General features: G+C 34.1%; 16 protein-coding genes. 4 read left to right on the top strand and 12 right to left on the bottom strand.

Annotation, left to right across the window (positions count from 1 at the left end; genetic code table 11):
- Positions 1–183: 183 nt before the first annotated feature.
- From murG to PQ463_RS21985, 10 genes are all read right to left on the bottom strand, one after another.
- Entirely contained in the window at positions 184–1275 is a 1092-nt protein-coding gene (murG, locus tag PQ463_RS22030; RefSeq protein WP_274255504.1) for an undecaprenyldiphospho-muramoylpentapeptide beta-N-acetylglucosaminyltransferase, read from the bottom strand.
- Between the two features lie 16 nt (positions 1276–1291).
- Positions 1292–2611 carry an FtsW/RodA/SpoVE family cell cycle protein gene (locus PQ463_RS22025; protein WP_274255503.1) on the bottom strand — a complete coding sequence of 440 codons (1320 nt, stop codon included), beginning with the start codon at positions 2609–2611 and terminating at the stop codon, positions 1292–1294.
- Positions 2612–2663: 52 nt separating this feature from the next.
- Positions 2664–2984, bottom strand: a complete 321-nt coding sequence (locus tag PQ463_RS22020; RefSeq protein ID WP_443135189.1) for a four helix bundle protein — start codon at positions 2982–2984, stop codon at positions 2664–2666.
- A gap of 114 nt (positions 2985–3098) precedes the next feature.
- Positions 3099–4430, bottom strand: coding sequence for a UDP-N-acetylmuramoyl-L-alanine--D-glutamate ligase (gene murD / locus PQ463_RS22015; protein ID WP_274255501.1), 1332 nt, complete (start codon positions 4428–4430; stop codon positions 3099–3101).
- Positions 4431–5663 carry a phospho-N-acetylmuramoyl-pentapeptide-transferase gene (gene mraY / locus PQ463_RS22010; RefSeq protein WP_274255500.1) on the bottom strand — a complete coding sequence of 411 codons (1233 nt, stop codon included), beginning with the start codon at positions 5661–5663 and terminating at the stop codon, positions 4431–4433.
- 101 nt (positions 5664–5764) lie between these two features.
- The gene (locus PQ463_RS22005; protein WP_274255498.1) at positions 5765–7228 is read right to left on the bottom strand and encodes a UDP-N-acetylmuramoyl-L-alanyl-D-glutamate--2,6-diaminopimelate ligase; all 1464 of its coding nucleotides are present in this window, start codon (positions 7226–7228) and stop codon (positions 5765–5767) included.
- Entirely contained in the window at positions 7225–9231 is a 2007-nt protein-coding gene (locus PQ463_RS22000; protein WP_274255497.1) for a PASTA domain-containing penicillin-binding protein, read from the bottom strand. Before PQ463_RS22000 ends, PQ463_RS22005 begins: the two co-directional genes overlap by 4 nt.
- Positions 9222–9569, bottom strand: a complete 348-nt coding sequence (locus PQ463_RS21995; RefSeq protein WP_066032697.1) for an FtsL-like putative cell division protein — start codon at positions 9567–9569, stop codon at positions 9222–9224. The genes PQ463_RS22000 and PQ463_RS21995 overlap by 10 nt, the downstream gene beginning before the upstream one ends.
- Positions 9570–9590: 21 nt before the next feature.
- Positions 9591–10499, bottom strand: a complete 909-nt coding sequence (gene rsmH / locus PQ463_RS21990) for a 16S rRNA (cytosine(1402)-N(4))-methyltransferase RsmH (RefSeq protein ID WP_274255496.1) — start codon at positions 10497–10499, stop codon at positions 9591–9593.
- Positions 10474–10947: a division/cell wall cluster transcriptional repressor MraZ gene (locus PQ463_RS21985; protein WP_035691746.1), complete on the bottom strand. Its 474-nt coding sequence runs from the start codon at positions 10945–10947 to the stop codon at positions 10474–10476. The genes rsmH and PQ463_RS21985 overlap by 26 nt, the downstream gene beginning before the upstream one ends.
- Positions 10948–11324: 377 nt before the next feature.
- Here PQ463_RS21985 and PQ463_RS21980 point away from each other — a divergent pair, with 377 nt between their 5' ends.
- Positions 11325–12089 (top strand): alpha/beta fold hydrolase, encoded by a 765-nt coding sequence (locus PQ463_RS21980; protein WP_111365039.1) that lies wholly within the window; start codon positions 11325–11327, stop codon positions 12087–12089.
- A 43-nt stretch (positions 12090–12132) separates the two neighbouring features.
- Positions 12133–12753: a ribosome biogenesis GTP-binding protein YihA/YsxC gene (yihA, locus tag PQ463_RS21975; RefSeq protein ID WP_111377274.1), complete on the top strand. Its 621-nt coding sequence runs from the start codon at positions 12133–12135 to the stop codon at positions 12751–12753.
- An 867-nt stretch (positions 12754–13620) separates the two neighbouring features.
- Here yihA and gldC read toward each other — a convergent pair.
- Both gldC and gldB read right to left on the bottom strand, forming a co-directional pair.
- Positions 13621–13953 (bottom strand): gliding motility protein GldC, encoded by a 333-nt coding sequence (gene gldC, locus PQ463_RS21970; protein WP_008467164.1) that lies wholly within the window; start codon positions 13951–13953, stop codon positions 13621–13623.
- Positions 13953–14909 carry a gliding motility lipoprotein GldB gene (gldB, locus tag PQ463_RS21965; protein WP_274255494.1) on the bottom strand — a complete coding sequence of 319 codons (957 nt, stop codon included), beginning with the start codon at positions 14907–14909 and terminating at the stop codon, positions 13953–13955. The genes gldC and gldB overlap by 1 nt, the downstream gene beginning before the upstream one ends.
- A gap of 99 nt (positions 14910–15008) precedes the next feature.
- On the opposite strand from gldB, the gene nadE reads away from it, so the two are divergent.
- The gene (nadE, locus tag PQ463_RS21960; protein WP_274255493.1) at positions 15009–15815 is read left to right on the top strand and encodes an NAD(+) synthase; all 807 of its coding nucleotides are present in this window, start codon (positions 15009–15011) and stop codon (positions 15813–15815) included.
- Between the two features lie 92 nt (positions 15816–15907).
- On the top strand, positions 15908–16537 hold the full coding sequence (locus tag PQ463_RS21955) for a response regulator transcription factor (protein ID WP_008467169.1): 630 nt from the start codon (positions 15908–15910) through the stop codon (positions 16535–16537).
- The last annotated feature ends 39 nt before the right edge of the window (positions 16538–16576 follow it).

The following is a 16576-nucleotide window of genomic DNA, read 5'->3' as shown; positions in this document are numbered from 1 at the left end:
TATTCTAAAACTTTATTCCCTAATTCTGAAAGAATACAAACTCCCAAAACAATTGCTATCAAAGACAGAATGTCTCTTATAGATTTTTTGAAATATTTTTTATTCTTTTTAAAATCATAATAATACGCTACACCGATTAAAACAATAAGCAGAAAAAAAATAATTAGAATATAATTCATTTAATTACTTATTTATCAATTTCACAATCTCAGCAACAATAGCCTGAGTTGCTTTTGGCATAGCTAATTTTTTAATGTTATCACTTAATTGTTTCTGTTTTCCGTGATCTTTCAGCAGCGCTTCAAAAACAATGCTAAACTGACTGTCAAGCTCAGATTCTTTCAACAAAATCGCACCTTTTTCATCTACAATTGCCTGCGCATTTTTAGTTTGGTGATCCTCAGCTACATTAGGTGACGGAATAAAAATCACTGGTTTTCCAACAATGCATAATTCTGACACTGATGAAGCACCTGCACGTGAAATTATGACATCTGATGCTGCGTAAACAAAATCCATTCTTTCAATAAAATCAACCACTTTTACATTTGGCTGATTGTACTTTTTATATTCTTCAAAATATAATTTCCCGCATTGCCAGATTACCTGCACCTCTTGCGAAAGAAAATTTTGCAATTCTTTTTCGATTAACTGATTGATTCTTCTTGCTCCTAAACTTCCTCCAAGAACCAACAATGTTTTCTTATTTTGGTCTAAACCATAAAAAGCAATTGCTTCCTCTCGTTTACTTTCGATATCAATCAAATCTTGACGAACTGGATTCCCTGTTAAAACGATTTTTTCTTTCGGGAAAAAACGCTCTAAATTTTGATACGCCACACAAATTGCATTTGCCTTTTTGCTCAACAATTTATTTGTTATACCTGGATAAGAATTCTGCTCTTGAACCACTGTTGGAATTCCTGCCGAACCTGCCGCTTGCAATAATGGTCCGCTGGCAAAACCACCCGTTCCGATTACTACATCTGGCTTGAACTTTCTAATTATTCTTTTTGATTCCAATAAACTGCTCGCCAATTTAAGCGGAAACATCAAATTTTGTAATGTCAGTTTTCGCTGCAATCCAGCAATCCAAAGACCTTTTATTTCGTAACCTGCCTGAGGCACTTTCTGCATTTCCATTTTATCTTTGGCACCTACAAAAAGAAATTCCGCATCGGGAAATTGTAATTTTAATTCATTTGCAATCGCAATTGCAGGATAGATATGCCCTCCTGTTCCTCCTCCGCTAAGTATGAATTTATACTTTGTCATAACTATTCAATCCTTATTATTTGTTCAAAACTGCATTCATCGGATTTCTTGAATTATCTTCGATAGAATACAAAGCTTCTTCTTCGTAAATCTCTTCTTTTTCATTGCTAGCCAAATCTTCTTCAGCCAATTCTTTATCTATTAATCTTTGAAGCGCTTCTTTTCTTCTTGCTTTTTCTTCTTGCTCTTCGGCGATTTCTTCTTCTTTTTTAGTTACACTAATAATGATTCCGAGAGAGAAACATGTCATCCAGATAGAACTACCTCCAGAACTTATCAGCGGAAGCGTCTGCCCTGTTACTGGCAACAACTCCACCGCAACCGCCATATTTATCATCGCTTGAAATATCATCGGAAATCCGAGACCGACGACGACTAATTTTCCAAACAAGGTATTCGCTTTATGCGATGCGATTACAAATCGGAACAACAATAACAAGTACAGAACTAATATTGCAACACCACCAACTAAACCATATTCTTCTACTACAATTGCATAAATAAAATCTGAAGATGACTGTGGCAAGAAATTTTTCTGAACACTTTTTCCTGGCCCTAATCCGCCCAATCTACCTGATGCGATTGCAATTTTTGCTTTTTCAATCTGATAATCATCTTCGTCTGGTTTATCGGTTGTAAAGTTCATAATACGACTTTCCCACGTTGAAACCCTACTGAAAAATCTTGAATCTGGAAATGCTTTTGCCACCAAAAGGAAAAAAGCCAACATTGCAACTCCCGATCCTATGATAAAAGCAATATATTTTAATGGATATTTACCAATAAACGTAAGCATCATTACCATTGAAAATATCAACGCTGTGGTCGAAAAGTTGGCTGGTAATATTAATGCCAAAGTGATAAATACCGGAACCCAAAGCTGAATAAACGAGGTTTGAAACGGCTCGTTTTCTTCTTTGGTTTTCGACAAATAACGCGCAACGTAAATAAACAATACGCTTGCCGCTAACGTCGAAGTTTGAAACGTAATTCCAATGAACGGCACCTGAATCCAACGGCTCGCATTTGCTCCCGCGATTACTGTTCCTTTCAATAAGGTGTACAGCAATAATAGCCAAACCACTGGAAGCGCAATTTTTGAAATTGCTCTAAAATAATGATATGGCACTTTATGAACCCAGTAAATAATCAAGAAACCGATACAAACGTGAGCCAGATGTTTTACCAAATACCCCAATGTATTCCCAGTTCCATGACCTATATACGCCAGATTACTACTTGCACTAAAAACAGGCATAAACGAAAACAAAGCCAATAAAGCCACAAATGACCATATTACTCTATCTCCTTTTAGTTTGTTAACTAGCTCCTTCATATTTTAGATTTTAGAGTTTAGATTTTAGATTTTTCCCCACTAAACCTTTAAACTAATTTTTATTATTGATTCTGTTATTTACTGTTTTTAAACTGCTTACAAAAATGGCTGTTAACTCATTTCCTTCTTTCCAAATTGCTTCAAATTCAGATTTTGCAATCCACATTTTTTCTTTTATAATTTCTAACCAAAACAAAGTTTCATCTGCTTCTTCTAAAACAATATTCATTTTAGCAACAAATTCTCTATCGCTTCTGGCTCGACAAACTGCTCTATAATTTGCCCCAACAGATGTTCCACTTCTTACTATCTGATTAGTTATTGATCTAATCACATTTGTATTTGGCATTTTTTCAGCCAATTCAATTATCATTAAAGAGAACTTTTTTGTTCTCATTTTCATTTCATCCGTCGTCATAATCAAAAAGAACTTAATTTGAGTTCAAAGATTGAGAACAATCTAAAATCTGAACTCTAAAATCTAAAATTATAAATTATGCACTGCTTGTTTAAATTGTTTTCCACGGTCTTCGTAGTTTTCGAATAAATCGAAACTCGCGCAGGCTGGAGACAATAAAACCACATCGCCTTTTTCTGTTAATCTTTGAGCAGTTTTTACTGCATCATTCATATTATTTACTTCAACCATAATATCTACAACGTTTCCAAAAGCATCGATAATTTTACGGTTATCGATTCCAAGACAGATAATTGCTTTTACTTTTTCACGTACTAAAGACATTAATTCGTTGTAATCGTTTCCTTTATCAACACCTCCAACAATCCAAACTGTTGGTGCATTCATACTATCCAAAGCAAAGAAAGTAGCGTTTACGTTTGTTGCTTTTGAATCATTGATATATTGAACGTTCTGTATTTTTAATACTTTTTCTAAACGGTGCTCAACACCTTGGAAATTAGATAGACTTTCACGAATCGTTGCATTTCTAATTTGCATCAATTTAGCTACAGAGCTTGCTGCCATGGCGTTTTTCATATTATGTTTTCCTTCTAACGCAATGTGTTCTGTATCCATTGTAAACTCTTCTTGGTTGATCTTTATTTCCATTTTGTTGTTATTTATAGAAGCCCCTTCATCAAATTTTTTCGTCAATGAAAAAGGAATTAGTTTTGCTTTTGTTTTGTTCTTCTTTAACCATTCTGTGCTTGCTTCATCATCTGCATCGTAAATGAGATAGTCATTCTCAGTCTGGTTCATTGTTATTCGGAACTTCGAATTGATATAATTTTCATATTTATATTCGTATCGATCTAAATGGTCCGGACTTATATTGGTTATTATCGCAATATCGGGTCTGTAATCTATTATTCCGTCTAACTGAAAACTGCTTAATTCAAGAACGTATGCATCAAACTTATTTTCAGCCACCTGCCAGGCGAAGCTTTTTCCAATATTCCCTCCCAATCCTACATTCAGTCCTGCATACTTTAGCAAATGATGTGTAAGCATTGTGGTGGTCGTTTTACCATTACTTCCCGTAATCCCGATGGTCATTGCCTCTGTGTAAGGAAATGCAAATTCAATTTCAGAAATCACTTTAACTCCAGCTGCAATTAGTTTTTTTACTATCGGAGATTTATCAGGAATTCCAGGACTCTTCATCACCACATCAGCATTAAGAATTAAATCTTCAGTATGCTGCTCCTCTTCCCAAGCAATTTTATTAATGATAAGAACTTCTTTGTAACTCTCTTTAATCTTTCCAAAATCGGATACAAAAACCTCATACCCTTGTTTCTTACCGAGGATCGCGGTTCCTACCCCGCTTTCTCCTCCACCTAAAACTACTAATCTCATTTATCTTAATTTTAGGGTAATGATTGACAATATGGCTAACATTACGGCAACAATCCAGAAACGGGTTACGATTTTACTTTCGTGATATCCCTTTTTCTGATAATGATGATGAAGTGGCGACATCAGGAAAATTCTTCGTCCTTCTCCGAAACGCTTCTTCGTATATTTAAAATAAGTTACCTGAATAATTACTGAAGCACTTTCTGCTAAGAAAATCCCACAGAATAAAACAATCAATATTTCTTTTCGAACTGCAATTGCCAATACCGCAATGATTCCTCCAATAGTCAAACTTCCTGTGTCTCCCATAAAAACCGATGCTGGATATGAGTTGTACCAAAGAAATCCGATTAGAGCACCAACAAAGGCAGAAATAAAAACCGTCATTTCTCCCGAATTTGGGATATACATAATGTTAAGATAATTTGAGAAAATAATATTACCTGAAACAAATGTAAAAATCCCGAGCGCGAGGACGGATATTGCGGAGGTCCCTGCGGCCAGTCCATCGATACCATCTGTTAAATTTGCTCCGTTTGAAACTGCTGTGATAATAAAAATTACTACTGGAATAAATACTAGCCAAGCCCATTTTTCATATCCATCACCCATGAAAGACAAAACTTCAGCATAGTCAAATTCGTTGTTTTTCACGAAAGGAATTGTGGTTGCTGTAGACTTTTCTTCAACACCAGCAGGAACAACAACTGTTGAATTTGCAGCTGTTTTAAAAATATCTGCACGGCCTGTGTCTGTTCTTACTGTAACTGCCGGATTAAAATAAAGTACTGCCCCAACAATGATTCCAAGACCAACTTGACCAATTACTTTAAAAATACCTTTTAATCCTTGTTTATCTTTTTTGAATATTTTAATATAATCATCCACAAAACCGATACTTCCCATCCACAACGTAGTCACAATAAGCAATACGATATAAATGTTATGCAATCTTGCAAATAACAAAACTGGAATAAGAGTAGCCAAAATGATGATCAATCCACCCATTGTTGGCGTACCAGCTTTTTCATTCTGACCAGCAAGACCAAGTTCTCGAACTGTTTCTCCCACTTGCTGACGGCGCAAAAAGTTAATTACTCTTTTACCATAAATAGTCGACAGAAGCAACGAAAGCATAAATGCCAAAGCTGACCTAAATGTGATATACTGGAAAACTCCTGTTCCAGGAATGTCCAATGTTTTATCAAAATATTCAAATAAATAGTACAGCATATTTTCTTATTTTTTTAAATTCCAATCTCGAATTAAATTCCAATTTTTTAAAACCCAAAATCCAATTTTATTGGGATTTGGAATTTGGAATTTTCTTTTTGTTATTTATTTAGTTGTTCTAAAATTTCTTTTACCGTTTCCATATCGTCAAAATGATGGCGAACACCATTTATTTCCTGATACGTTTCATGCCCTTTTCCTGCAATTAGAATGATATCTTTAGGCTGAGCCAGTTGACAAGCTGTTTTAATTGCCTGTTTTCTATCTGTAATTCGCAGCATTTTTTTATAGTTGTGCGGTTCAACTCCCTGTTCCATTTCATCCAAAATAACTTCTGGATCTTCATTTCTTGGATTATCTGAAGTCAAAACTGCTTTATCACTCATATCCGAAGCAATCTTTGCCATTATCGGGCGTTTCGTTTTATCACGATTTCCTCCACAACCAACTACAGTAATCAATTGCTCGTTTTTAGTACGAATATCATTTATCGTTTTTAAAACATTTTCCAATGCATCTGGCGTATGTGCATAATCTACAACAGCAGTAATTCCGTCATCTGAAACAATATATTGAAAACGCCCCGAAACACTCTCTAAATCAGACAGTAAACGCAACGCTTCTAGACTATCAATCCCTAGCTCTACAGCAGTTCCGTAAATCGCTAAAACATTGTATGCATTGAAAGTACCAATCAGTTTTACCCAAACCTCATTGTCATTGATTTTTAATAATAATCCAGACAATTGGCTTTCTAAAATCTGAGCTCTATAATCTGCATAAGATTTCAAAGCATAAGTCAGTTTTTTAGCCACTGTATTCTGCAACATTACAGAACCATTTTTATCATCAATGTTCGATAAAACAAAAGCTGATTTTGGAAGTGAATCGAAAAATGACTTCTTAACATCTCTGTATTCTGCAAATGTTGGATGATAATCTAAATGATCGTGAGAAAGATTCGTGAAAATTCCGCCCACAAAATGCAAAGCTTCTGTACGCTTCTGGTGAATTCCATGCGAACTAACCTCCATAAAACAATGCGTAACTCCAGCTCCAACCATTTCATTTAAATAATGATTAATAGTCAAAGAATCTGGTGTTGTATGTGTTGCAGGATATTCTGTTTTATCTACTACGATTTTTACAGTTGATAATAAACCAACCTTAAAGCCTGCCTTTTGAAACAACTGAAACAATAATGAAGCAATTGTTGTTTTTCCGTTTGTTCCTGTTACGCCAACTAATTTTAGTTTTGAAGATGGATCTCCAAAATAATTAGCCGCCATAAAAGCCAAAGCTGTATTGGTATCTTTTACTTGAATATAAGTTACCTCATTGGCCGTATTTACTGGAAGCGTATCGCAAATAATTGCTTTTGCTCCTAGCTGAATTGCTTTCTCTATGTAATCATGTCCATCTGAAAGCGAACCTCTGATCGCAACAAAAACATCATTTGTTTCAACCTTACGTGAATCAAATTCAATTTTAGAAATAGCAATATCTGTTGAACCTTTTACAGATTCAATAGCTACTTTATATAATATGTCTTTTAATACTTTCACGATAATTCTAATACAATTGTTGTGTTTTTGCTAATACTGGTTCCAGCTTGAATCGATTGATTTTTTACTTTCCCCATTCCATTTACTTTTACTTTCAAACCTAAATTCTCCAGCAAAGCAATCGCGTCCATTCCTGGCATTCCTTTCAAATTAGGAATCTGATTAAGCTTTTTATTAGCTTCAGCCGTGTATTTATCATAACTAGCATCCTGTTTTGGAATTCTAGAATCTAATTTTTTAATTTTATTTGTCGAAGGCGCATCTGTAAAAATCTTTTGAGCAATTCTTTTAAAAACTGGCCCAGCAACATCTGCTCCGTAATAGTTATTTCTAGATGTATTTGGTTTATGAACCACTACGATACAAGAATATTTAGGATGATCTGCCGGAAAATAGCCTGCAAAAGAAGAAGCGTAATACATTCCTTCTCTTCCTGCATTACCATAATTCACCATAGCCGTTCCTGTTTTTCCTGCCATCGAAAAATCTTTTGAATACAACTTAGAACCTGTTCCTTTCTTTACCACATTCGCCAAAACCGCTTTTACTTTTTTAAGTGTTTCTGGCGAACAAACCTTTGGATTCATTACTTCTGTATCAAACTTTTTAATGGTTTTGTTCCATTCTTTAATTTCTGATACAAATTGTGGCTTTACCATTACTCCATTGTTTGCAACTGCATTATATAATGTCAAAGTCTGCATTGGCGTAACCGAAACGTTATATCCAAAAGCCATCCACGGAAGCGTAGTTCCCGACCAATGTTTGTCTCCAGGCTGTGGAACATAAGGTCTTCCTTCTCCTTTAAAATGCAATCCTAATGGCTTATTTAAACCTAAATCATTAATATGATTTACAAACTTACGCGGGTTACTTTTGTAATTATCATAGACTGCTTGTACCATTACCGTATTTGACGAAAGCTCAAATCCGCGTGCTAATGTAACTTTCCCGTAACCGCCTTTATGCGAATCACGAACAGCTCGTCCATAATATCTGATTTCTCCTCCATGACTATCGTAAACTGTACTCGTATCAGCTACTTTATCTTCTAAAATCGCCATTAAATCAACCAATTTAAAAGTCGATCCCGGCTCGTGAGATTCAGCAACTGCATAATTTGTGGTTTCATAATAAGAACCATCTTCAGCTCTTCCTAAATTTGAAATCGCTTTTATGTATCCTGTTTCCGTTTCCATTACTACGACACAACCGTGATCTGCTTCGTAATCTTCCAATTGTTTCAATAAAGCGTGGTGCGCAATATCTTGAATGAAAACATCTATAGTCGAGATCACATCGTAACCATCAATTGGATCTACTTCGTTTACATCACGAATTGGTTTCCACTGTCCTTTTGCAATTTTCTGCTTTAAAATTTTACCGTCTTTTCCGTTCAGATAACTTTTAAAAGCCCATTCAATTCCTTTTCCAACTTCTACTCCAGTTGCAGGATCAATACGGTCGTAACCAATTGTTCTTTCTGCAATTTTCCCAATTGGGTGTTTTCTAACTGTTTCTTGCTCAACTATAATTCCACCTTTGAAAGCTCCTAAATTGAATAATGGAAAACCTTTAATTTTCACATATTCAGTATAACTCAAATTGCGGGCAATCAAGTAATAGCGATTTTTATTTTCGCGTGCTTTTCGCAATTCTTTCTGGAAATAACTGCTTGACTTATCTAAAACTGTCGCCAGAGAATCTGATAATGGTTTTACATACTTCTCAAACGTTTCTTTTTTCGGCGTTTTGGCATCAAAACGAATTTCATAATTCGGAATTGATGTTGCCAGCAAACTTCCGTCGGCAGAATAAATATTTCCTTTATTGGCAGGAATTACAAAGTTTCTTACGGTACGCTGTTTTGCCAGTTTTCTGTAATAATCCCCTTCAACCCATTGAATATTGGTTAATTTAACAACAATAGCAATTGCCATCAAAAAGATGAAAACTGCTACGAGGTAAATTCTGTAGGATATATGTTTATCTTCTACTGCCATATTCTTTTAAAGAAACTTTTTTCTTCTTCTTTTGTAACTTCTATTTTTACTGGAGGAACCGTCGACGGGAAAATTTGTTTTTCTAACATTTTATCCGAAATGGTTGACTCCATTTTTAACTTCATCAATTCTGAACGTCGATCAACAAATTCAGATCGTAGTTCTTTTACTTCATTATTTAATTTCGCGATTTCAAAAACCTTCTGCTCGTATCGCTGTGTATTGGCGATCATCAAGATGGCCAGCAGAATTATAAAGACAATAAATCGCCAATTTTTTACTGCATCTTCATGAATCAGGAATCTTGCTTTTAATATGCTAAATACGCCACTTTTCATTATTTCCTACCTTAATATATATTATAGCTTTTCTGCAACTCTTAATTTGGCACTTCTTGCTCTATTATTAATCTTGATTTCCGCATCATCTGGAACAATCAGTTTCCCGATAGTTTTGAATGGAACTGAAAAGTTTCCGTAAAAATCTCTTTCAGGTTCTCCTTCAAACATTCCGTTTTTAATGAATCTTTTTACCAGACGATCTTCTAAAGAATGGTAAGAGATTACAGAAAATCTTCCTCCCGGTTTTAAAATCTCCAATGACTGCTCAATAAATTCTTTAAGAACATCCATTTCCTGATTTACCTCGATTCTGATTGCCTGATAAATCTGAGCCAATACTTTATTTCGAACTTTCTCTGGCAAAAACTTTTTCAGAACTTCTTTTAATTCTTCAGTCGTTTTGATTGGGTAATCTTTTCTAGCCTCAACAATTGTTCTAGCCAAAACTGGTGCGTTTTTCAACTCCCCATAATCAAAAAAAACACGACGTAAATCCTGTTCTTCATATTCGTTAACCACTCGATAAGCATTTAAATCATTTCTTTGACTCATCCGCATATCTAACTCGGCATCAAATCTTGTTGAGAAACCTCTCTCAGGAACATCAAACTGATGTGATGAAACTCCCAAATCTGCTAAGATTCCGTCAACCGCTTTTACTCCGTGAAAACGTAAAAATCTTTTTATGAATCTAAAATTCTCATTTATCAAAGTGAACCTTTCGTCTGGCAATGCATTGGCAAGCGCATCTTCGTCTTGATCAAATGCAAACAGTCTTCCGTTTGGCCCTAATCTTTTTAAAATCTCTTTTGAATGACCACCGCCTCCAAACGTAACATCTACATACACACCATCAGGTTTAATATTTAAACCATCTACTGTTGGATGAAGCAAAACCGGATTATGATATTCCATCTTCGTCGTCATTAATATTTCCCATTACTTCTTCGGCTAGATCTGCAAAATCCATATCTTCGCCGCTTATTGATTTCTCGTATAAATCCTTGTCCCAAATCTCAACAATATTAACCGCAGATGAAAAAACCACATCTTTAGAAATACTTGCAAACGTTACCAAATCCTTTGGAACAAGCAATCTCCCTAATGCATCAACCTCAACCACTTTAACACCAGCAGTAAACCTTCTAATGAAATCGTTGTTCTTTTTTACAAAGCGATTAAGCTTGTTGATTTTTTTCATCATCGCATCCCATTCTACCATAGGATACAATTCTAAACACGGCTGAAAAACAGAACGCTTCAAAACAAATCCGTCTTGAAGAGAAGCCGTCAACTGCTTTTTCAAAGGCGCAGGCATCATTAGCCTTCCTTTAGCATCGACTTTACACTCATATGTTCCAACAATTGTGTTCAAAAAAACTAGTTAACATGTTATACAGCAAAAATATAAAAAATATTACCACATTTTACCACTTTATACCACTTTGTTAATAAGTTTAACCACTTTGCTACCACTTTCCATAATCTCCATTTAATCAATACCTTAACTATTAATTAACAGATCCTTAAATACGTTATTCATTCAAAAAAATAATGCGCTAATTTTCTTAAAAATTTGATTATAATGCATATTTCTTAACATTTGAATATTTTAACAAATACGCGTTTAATTACTGATTTTTAACCTTTTACAAGTTCTACTCAAATTATCTAGTTAAAAAATGACATCAAAAATTCATTTTTGTTGAATTAACCCTATATTTGTCGAAATTGAAATTGGCATTAGATTAGATGGACAAACACTATAAAAAAGAAGGCAAATACAGCTATTTCGAAGCTGGAGAAGGAACTCCGATCGTTATCCTGCATGGTTTAATGGGAGGCCTAAGTAACTTTGATGGTGTAGCACAATATTTCCCAACAAAAGGATATAAAGTTGTTATCCCAGATTTGCCAATATACACCCAAAGCATTTTAAAAACGAACGTAAAAAGTTTTGCGAAATACGTAAAAGACTTTATCACTTTTAAAGGTTTTGACAAAGTAATTCTTCTAGGAAATTCATTAGGAGGACACATCGCTTTGTATCACACAAAACTTTACCCAGAAAAAGTTGCCGGACTTGTAATTACTGGAAGTTCTGGACTTTACGAAAGCGCAATGGGAGACAGTTACCCACGAAGAGGCGATTACGAATACATCAAAACAAAGGCTGAAGCTGTATTTTATGACCCAAAAATTGCAACCCCTGATTTGATTGATGAAGTTTACGCTACTGCTAATGACAGAATCAAATTAATCAAAACTTTAACCATTGCAAAAAGTGCGATCCGCCATAATATGGCCAAAGATTTGCCAAAAATGGACGTTGAAACTTGTATTATTTGGGGAAGAAATGACTCTGTAACACCTCCAAATGTTGCGGAAGAATTTGATAAATTACTACCAAATTCAACTTTATACTGGATTGACAAATGCGGACACGCAGCAATGATGGAACACCCTCAGGAATTCAATGAAATTCTTGAAAAATGGCTTACTGAAAAGAATTTTTAGCCATAAAATTTATTTTTTTTAGGAGGTTTTAAAACGAGAGATTATGAAAATTAACACCGCCGAATTTATTGTCAGCAATTCTGACGCTTCAAAATGTCCGAAAGACTTTTTGCCAGAATATGCTTTTATAGGAAGATCAAACGTAGGTAAGTCATCTTTGATAAATATGCTTACCAACAACAAAAACTTAGCTAAAACATCTGGAAAACCAGGGAAAACGCAATTAATCAATCATTTCAAAATCAACAATAATTGGTTTTTGGTCGATTTACCAGGTTACGGATATGCTAAAGTTTCAAAGAAAACAAAATCAATTTTCCAACAGTTTATTACCGATTATTTCGAAAACAGAGAGCAATTGGTTTGTGCTTTTGTTTTAATTGATATTCGTCACGAAGCACAAAACATCGACATTGAATTTATGTCTTATATGGGCGAAAGCGAAATTCCGTTTTGCATTATTTTTACTAAAGCAGATAAAATTGGCAAAACCAAAATAGATTCGCATATTGCCGCTTACAAAAAACAGATGTTTGCCAATAACTGGGCCGAAATGCCACAGTATTTTGTAACCTCATCTACAGAATCAATAGGAAAAGAAGAGCTTTTGTCTTATATAGATCAAGTGAATCAAGAAGTTTTTAAAAACAACTCAGAATTTTAAAGTTTAAATTCCAATTTTTTGAAATTCCAAATTCCAAACTTAGAAACTCAAAATATTAAATCTCAAATCCCAAGCTTACAATTGGAATTTGGGATTTTTTTATTGAAATTTATTCTTGTAGCTTTTCCTTCGTTTTTCTTCTGAAATTTAAAACTTTCCATTCTTTATAAATCAAAAACTGATATAGAATATAAAAGAGAGAATTGAAAAACCAGAAATCGAGCACAAATGGCTCTGTAAAAAATACCGAATCACTATTTCCAGACAGAAAAATACTAGCACTGCTTGCTACATAAATAATTAGCCCGTTACAGAAATAGAAATAATTATGCTTATGTTTTTTTAAATTTAAAACAATAAAATAAATCGCATAAAACAACAGCGGAATCGATGTTATAGCAATTTCTACCAAATTAAACTCCCAATACAACGAAGGTCTATCATAATATTGATACCCTAAAAAAAGCAGCACCGAAACAAACACAATTACCATAATCTGCTTTAGCACTTTACTTGAAAAACTTTTATAAAAAAAGAGATTAAGTGTAATAAACTGGAAAATAAAATAATAGTGCGAAAGAAAGAAATTAGAATTTGGATAAAGAAATCCAATTATATGACAAAGTAATTCTACACAAAACAACAGCACCAAATAAGCTGTTATAATACGATACAATATATCTCTGTTTTTGCAGGTCATGTAAAAGCGTATCGCATTGGCAAGTAAAAAAAACAACCCAATAAGACTTACAAGAAAAGCGAACAGCATATAATTTGTTTTACCTAGACAATTTACAATAAAAAACAAAAAATCCCAAACCCAATATTTAAAATTGGAATTTGGGATTTCTTTTATTTGAAGCTTGACTATTTCGTAAGTTCAAGTTTTTCTGCAAAGTAATCACAGAAATCTTTCATCGTGTCAGACATTTTCTCGTCATCTGTTGCACGTTTAAAAGTATCAGACATTGCCACTAAAGTTTGGTGGAAGAAAATTTTCATTTCGTCTACCGGCATATCTTTTGTCCACAAATCAATACGCATCGTTTCTTTTGCTTTACTGTCCCAAATAGACAGCATAATTGCTTTTGCCTCTTCGGCTTGAACTCCACCGTCTTGCGCACTCCATGTTAGTTTTTCTGGAACACGGTTTTCGTCCAATTCTATATTGAATTTAATCTCTGAGTTTATATTTGCCATTATTTCTTAGGTTTATATTTTGATTTTTCGAAGATTTCTTTTGGCTCAAGCTTAAACAATTCAGCCAAAGAAACATCACTATTATTTTTCATGTAAGAACGTACCATCTGCCAGCCAATCCAAGCTCCCACTCGCCCTGGAGAATCGTTATCTATTTCTAAAAAGAATTTTGAAAAAGGTGCTGGAGCTATAAATCGTGCTCTCAATTTCGGATCTTCATTGTAAAGCATTTCATTTTCTATAAAATAACGCCACATGTAAGCTTCATTTTCTTCACACCATTTTATCTGTTCAGGAATATACCCCATTTTTTCTGCATCTGTATATTCAGGAATCAGCAAATCTTTTGCATAAAGCTGTTTTCCTTCAAAAATCATTTGAGCAACCAAACTTCTGTCAATTGAATTTGGAATATTTCGATAAGAAAAACTAGAAACCACATCTGGCATAATCTGTCTTTCTTCAAAATTCTCTTTTAAGTAATTCGGAAACTCATAAAACTTATGATCCTTTCCTAAATATAATTCCAAGGCCACCACTACAAGACTGTCTGCATAAATTGATTTAGCATTATAATCCATTTCTCCAATAACCGTAATTACCTTAGGAATTTTAGTTTTAGGGAAATAATATTTTACGTGTTGAAAAAGCTCATTAAACTCTTTGCGAACAGGTTCAAAATTGCTGTATTTTTTCTGAACTTCTTCGTAAACTTCTCTCCAGATTGGATCGTTCATTTTCTGAATCCAGACATTATCATCATTGCCAGGAAAGAAAAAAGGATATTGTTTTTTTATTTTTGGAAGATCTTGTGGTTTGGTCTCAAAAAACACCTTATCAAATCGTTCTACCTTAATATCAACAGGAATTTCTTCTACTTCTTTTTCAACCTTACTTTTTTGGTTGCAAGACAAAAAAAACAGGCATAGAACCACTGCAAAGCGATATATTTTCATTTTATTTTAATTAGATTTGTGTTATCAGAATTTTAAGTAAGTGCATACTCAAAATAATTCTGCAAATATACATCCCTGTATCTTAAAACTTAAACTATTATGGCTAAAAAAAGCACAATTCAGACAGAAAAAGTAAATACGCACATTGTAGAGTGGTTAAAAAATTACGCCGCTAATGCAAAAGTAAATGGTTTTGTAATTGGAATCTCAGGAGGCGTAGATTCTGCAGTAACTTCAACTTTATGCGCACAAACCGGACTGAAAGTTTTATGTGTAGAAATGCCAATTCATCAGGCAGAAAGCCAGGTTTCAAGAGGAAGAGAGCATATTGACCAGCTTAAAAAACGTTTCTCTAATGTTTCTGATGTTAAAACTGATTTGACAGGAGTTTTTGAATCTTTTAAAAGCAGTGTCCCTTCAACCAATGATCAAGCTAAAGTAAATTTAGCTTTGGCAAACACTCGTGCGCGTATTAGAATGACTTCATTATATTATTTAGCAGGAATTAATGGTTTACTTGTTGCGGGAACAGGAAACAAGGTTGAAGATTTTGGCGTAGGTTTTTACACAAAATATGGAGATGGTGGTGTAGATTTAAGTCCGATTGCTGATTTAATGAAATCTGATGTATATGCTTTAGGAGAATTTTTAGAAATTCCCCAATCAATTTTAACAGCAGCACCTACTGATGGATTATTTGGCGACAATCGTACTGATGAGGATCAATTAGGTGCAAGTTATGACGAATTGGAATGGGCGATGTTGGCCGCGGAGTCAGGAAAGACGGCATCTGACTTTGAAGGGAGAGAAAAATCTGTCTTTGAAATTTATAAACGATTAAACACCAGCAACAAGCATAAAATGGATCCAATTCCAGTTTGTTTAATACCAAAAACGTTAAAATAACACATTTTAACATTCTCTGCGAGTTATTACAGAATTTATTTATTAATTTTACCGTTCCAAAAACATGAACAATTCTAAAAAAGGTAAAAATTATGATTAAAGTATGTCTAGCAGACAATCATCCTGTGACGCACTTTGGCGTTAAGTCTTATTTCAAAGACCACGATCAAATTTCAATTGTTGCCAATGTAGGCAATTTTTCAATGGTTAGAGATATCCTTCAAACGAAGGAAATCGATATTCTAATCTTAGATTTAGAACTAGAAGGGCTTTCAAGCATCTTCGAAATCAAATCAATTCTGAAAAATTTCCCAAAAACAAAAATTGTTATTTTCAGTGATCTTGCTGAGCAAATGTACGCTCCAAACGCAATTAAAGCAGGAGTTTCTGGGTATGTGCACAAAACAGAAAAACTTGAAACATTAGGTCATTCTATTATTAAAGTACACGAAGGAAAAATTATCATCAACGAAACAGTACGTAAAAACATGGCACTTATTGCTAAACAAAGCAAAAGTGAGCGTCTGTACAGAAAACTTTCTAACCGTGAGATCGAAGTTTTACGTTACTTAAGTGATGGTAAGAAAAACAATGAAATCTCTAAAATCTTAAATCTGAACGAAAAAACGATCAGTACTTACAAACTGAGATTATTAACAAAATTAAACGTTACTAATTTGGTTGACTTAGTAAACAAAGCTAAGACTTTAGAAATTATTTAATTTAAATCGACTAGCTTAAAATTTAAGCAGTCAAAAAAT

The organism is Flavobacterium sp. KACC 22763 (assembly GCF_028736155.1).
Classification (GTDB): domain Bacteria; phylum Bacteroidota; class Bacteroidia; order Flavobacteriales; family Flavobacteriaceae; genus Flavobacterium.
The sequence above is the reverse complement of the archived record's forward strand: the minus strand, read 5'-3'. Positions and strand labels throughout refer to the sequence as shown.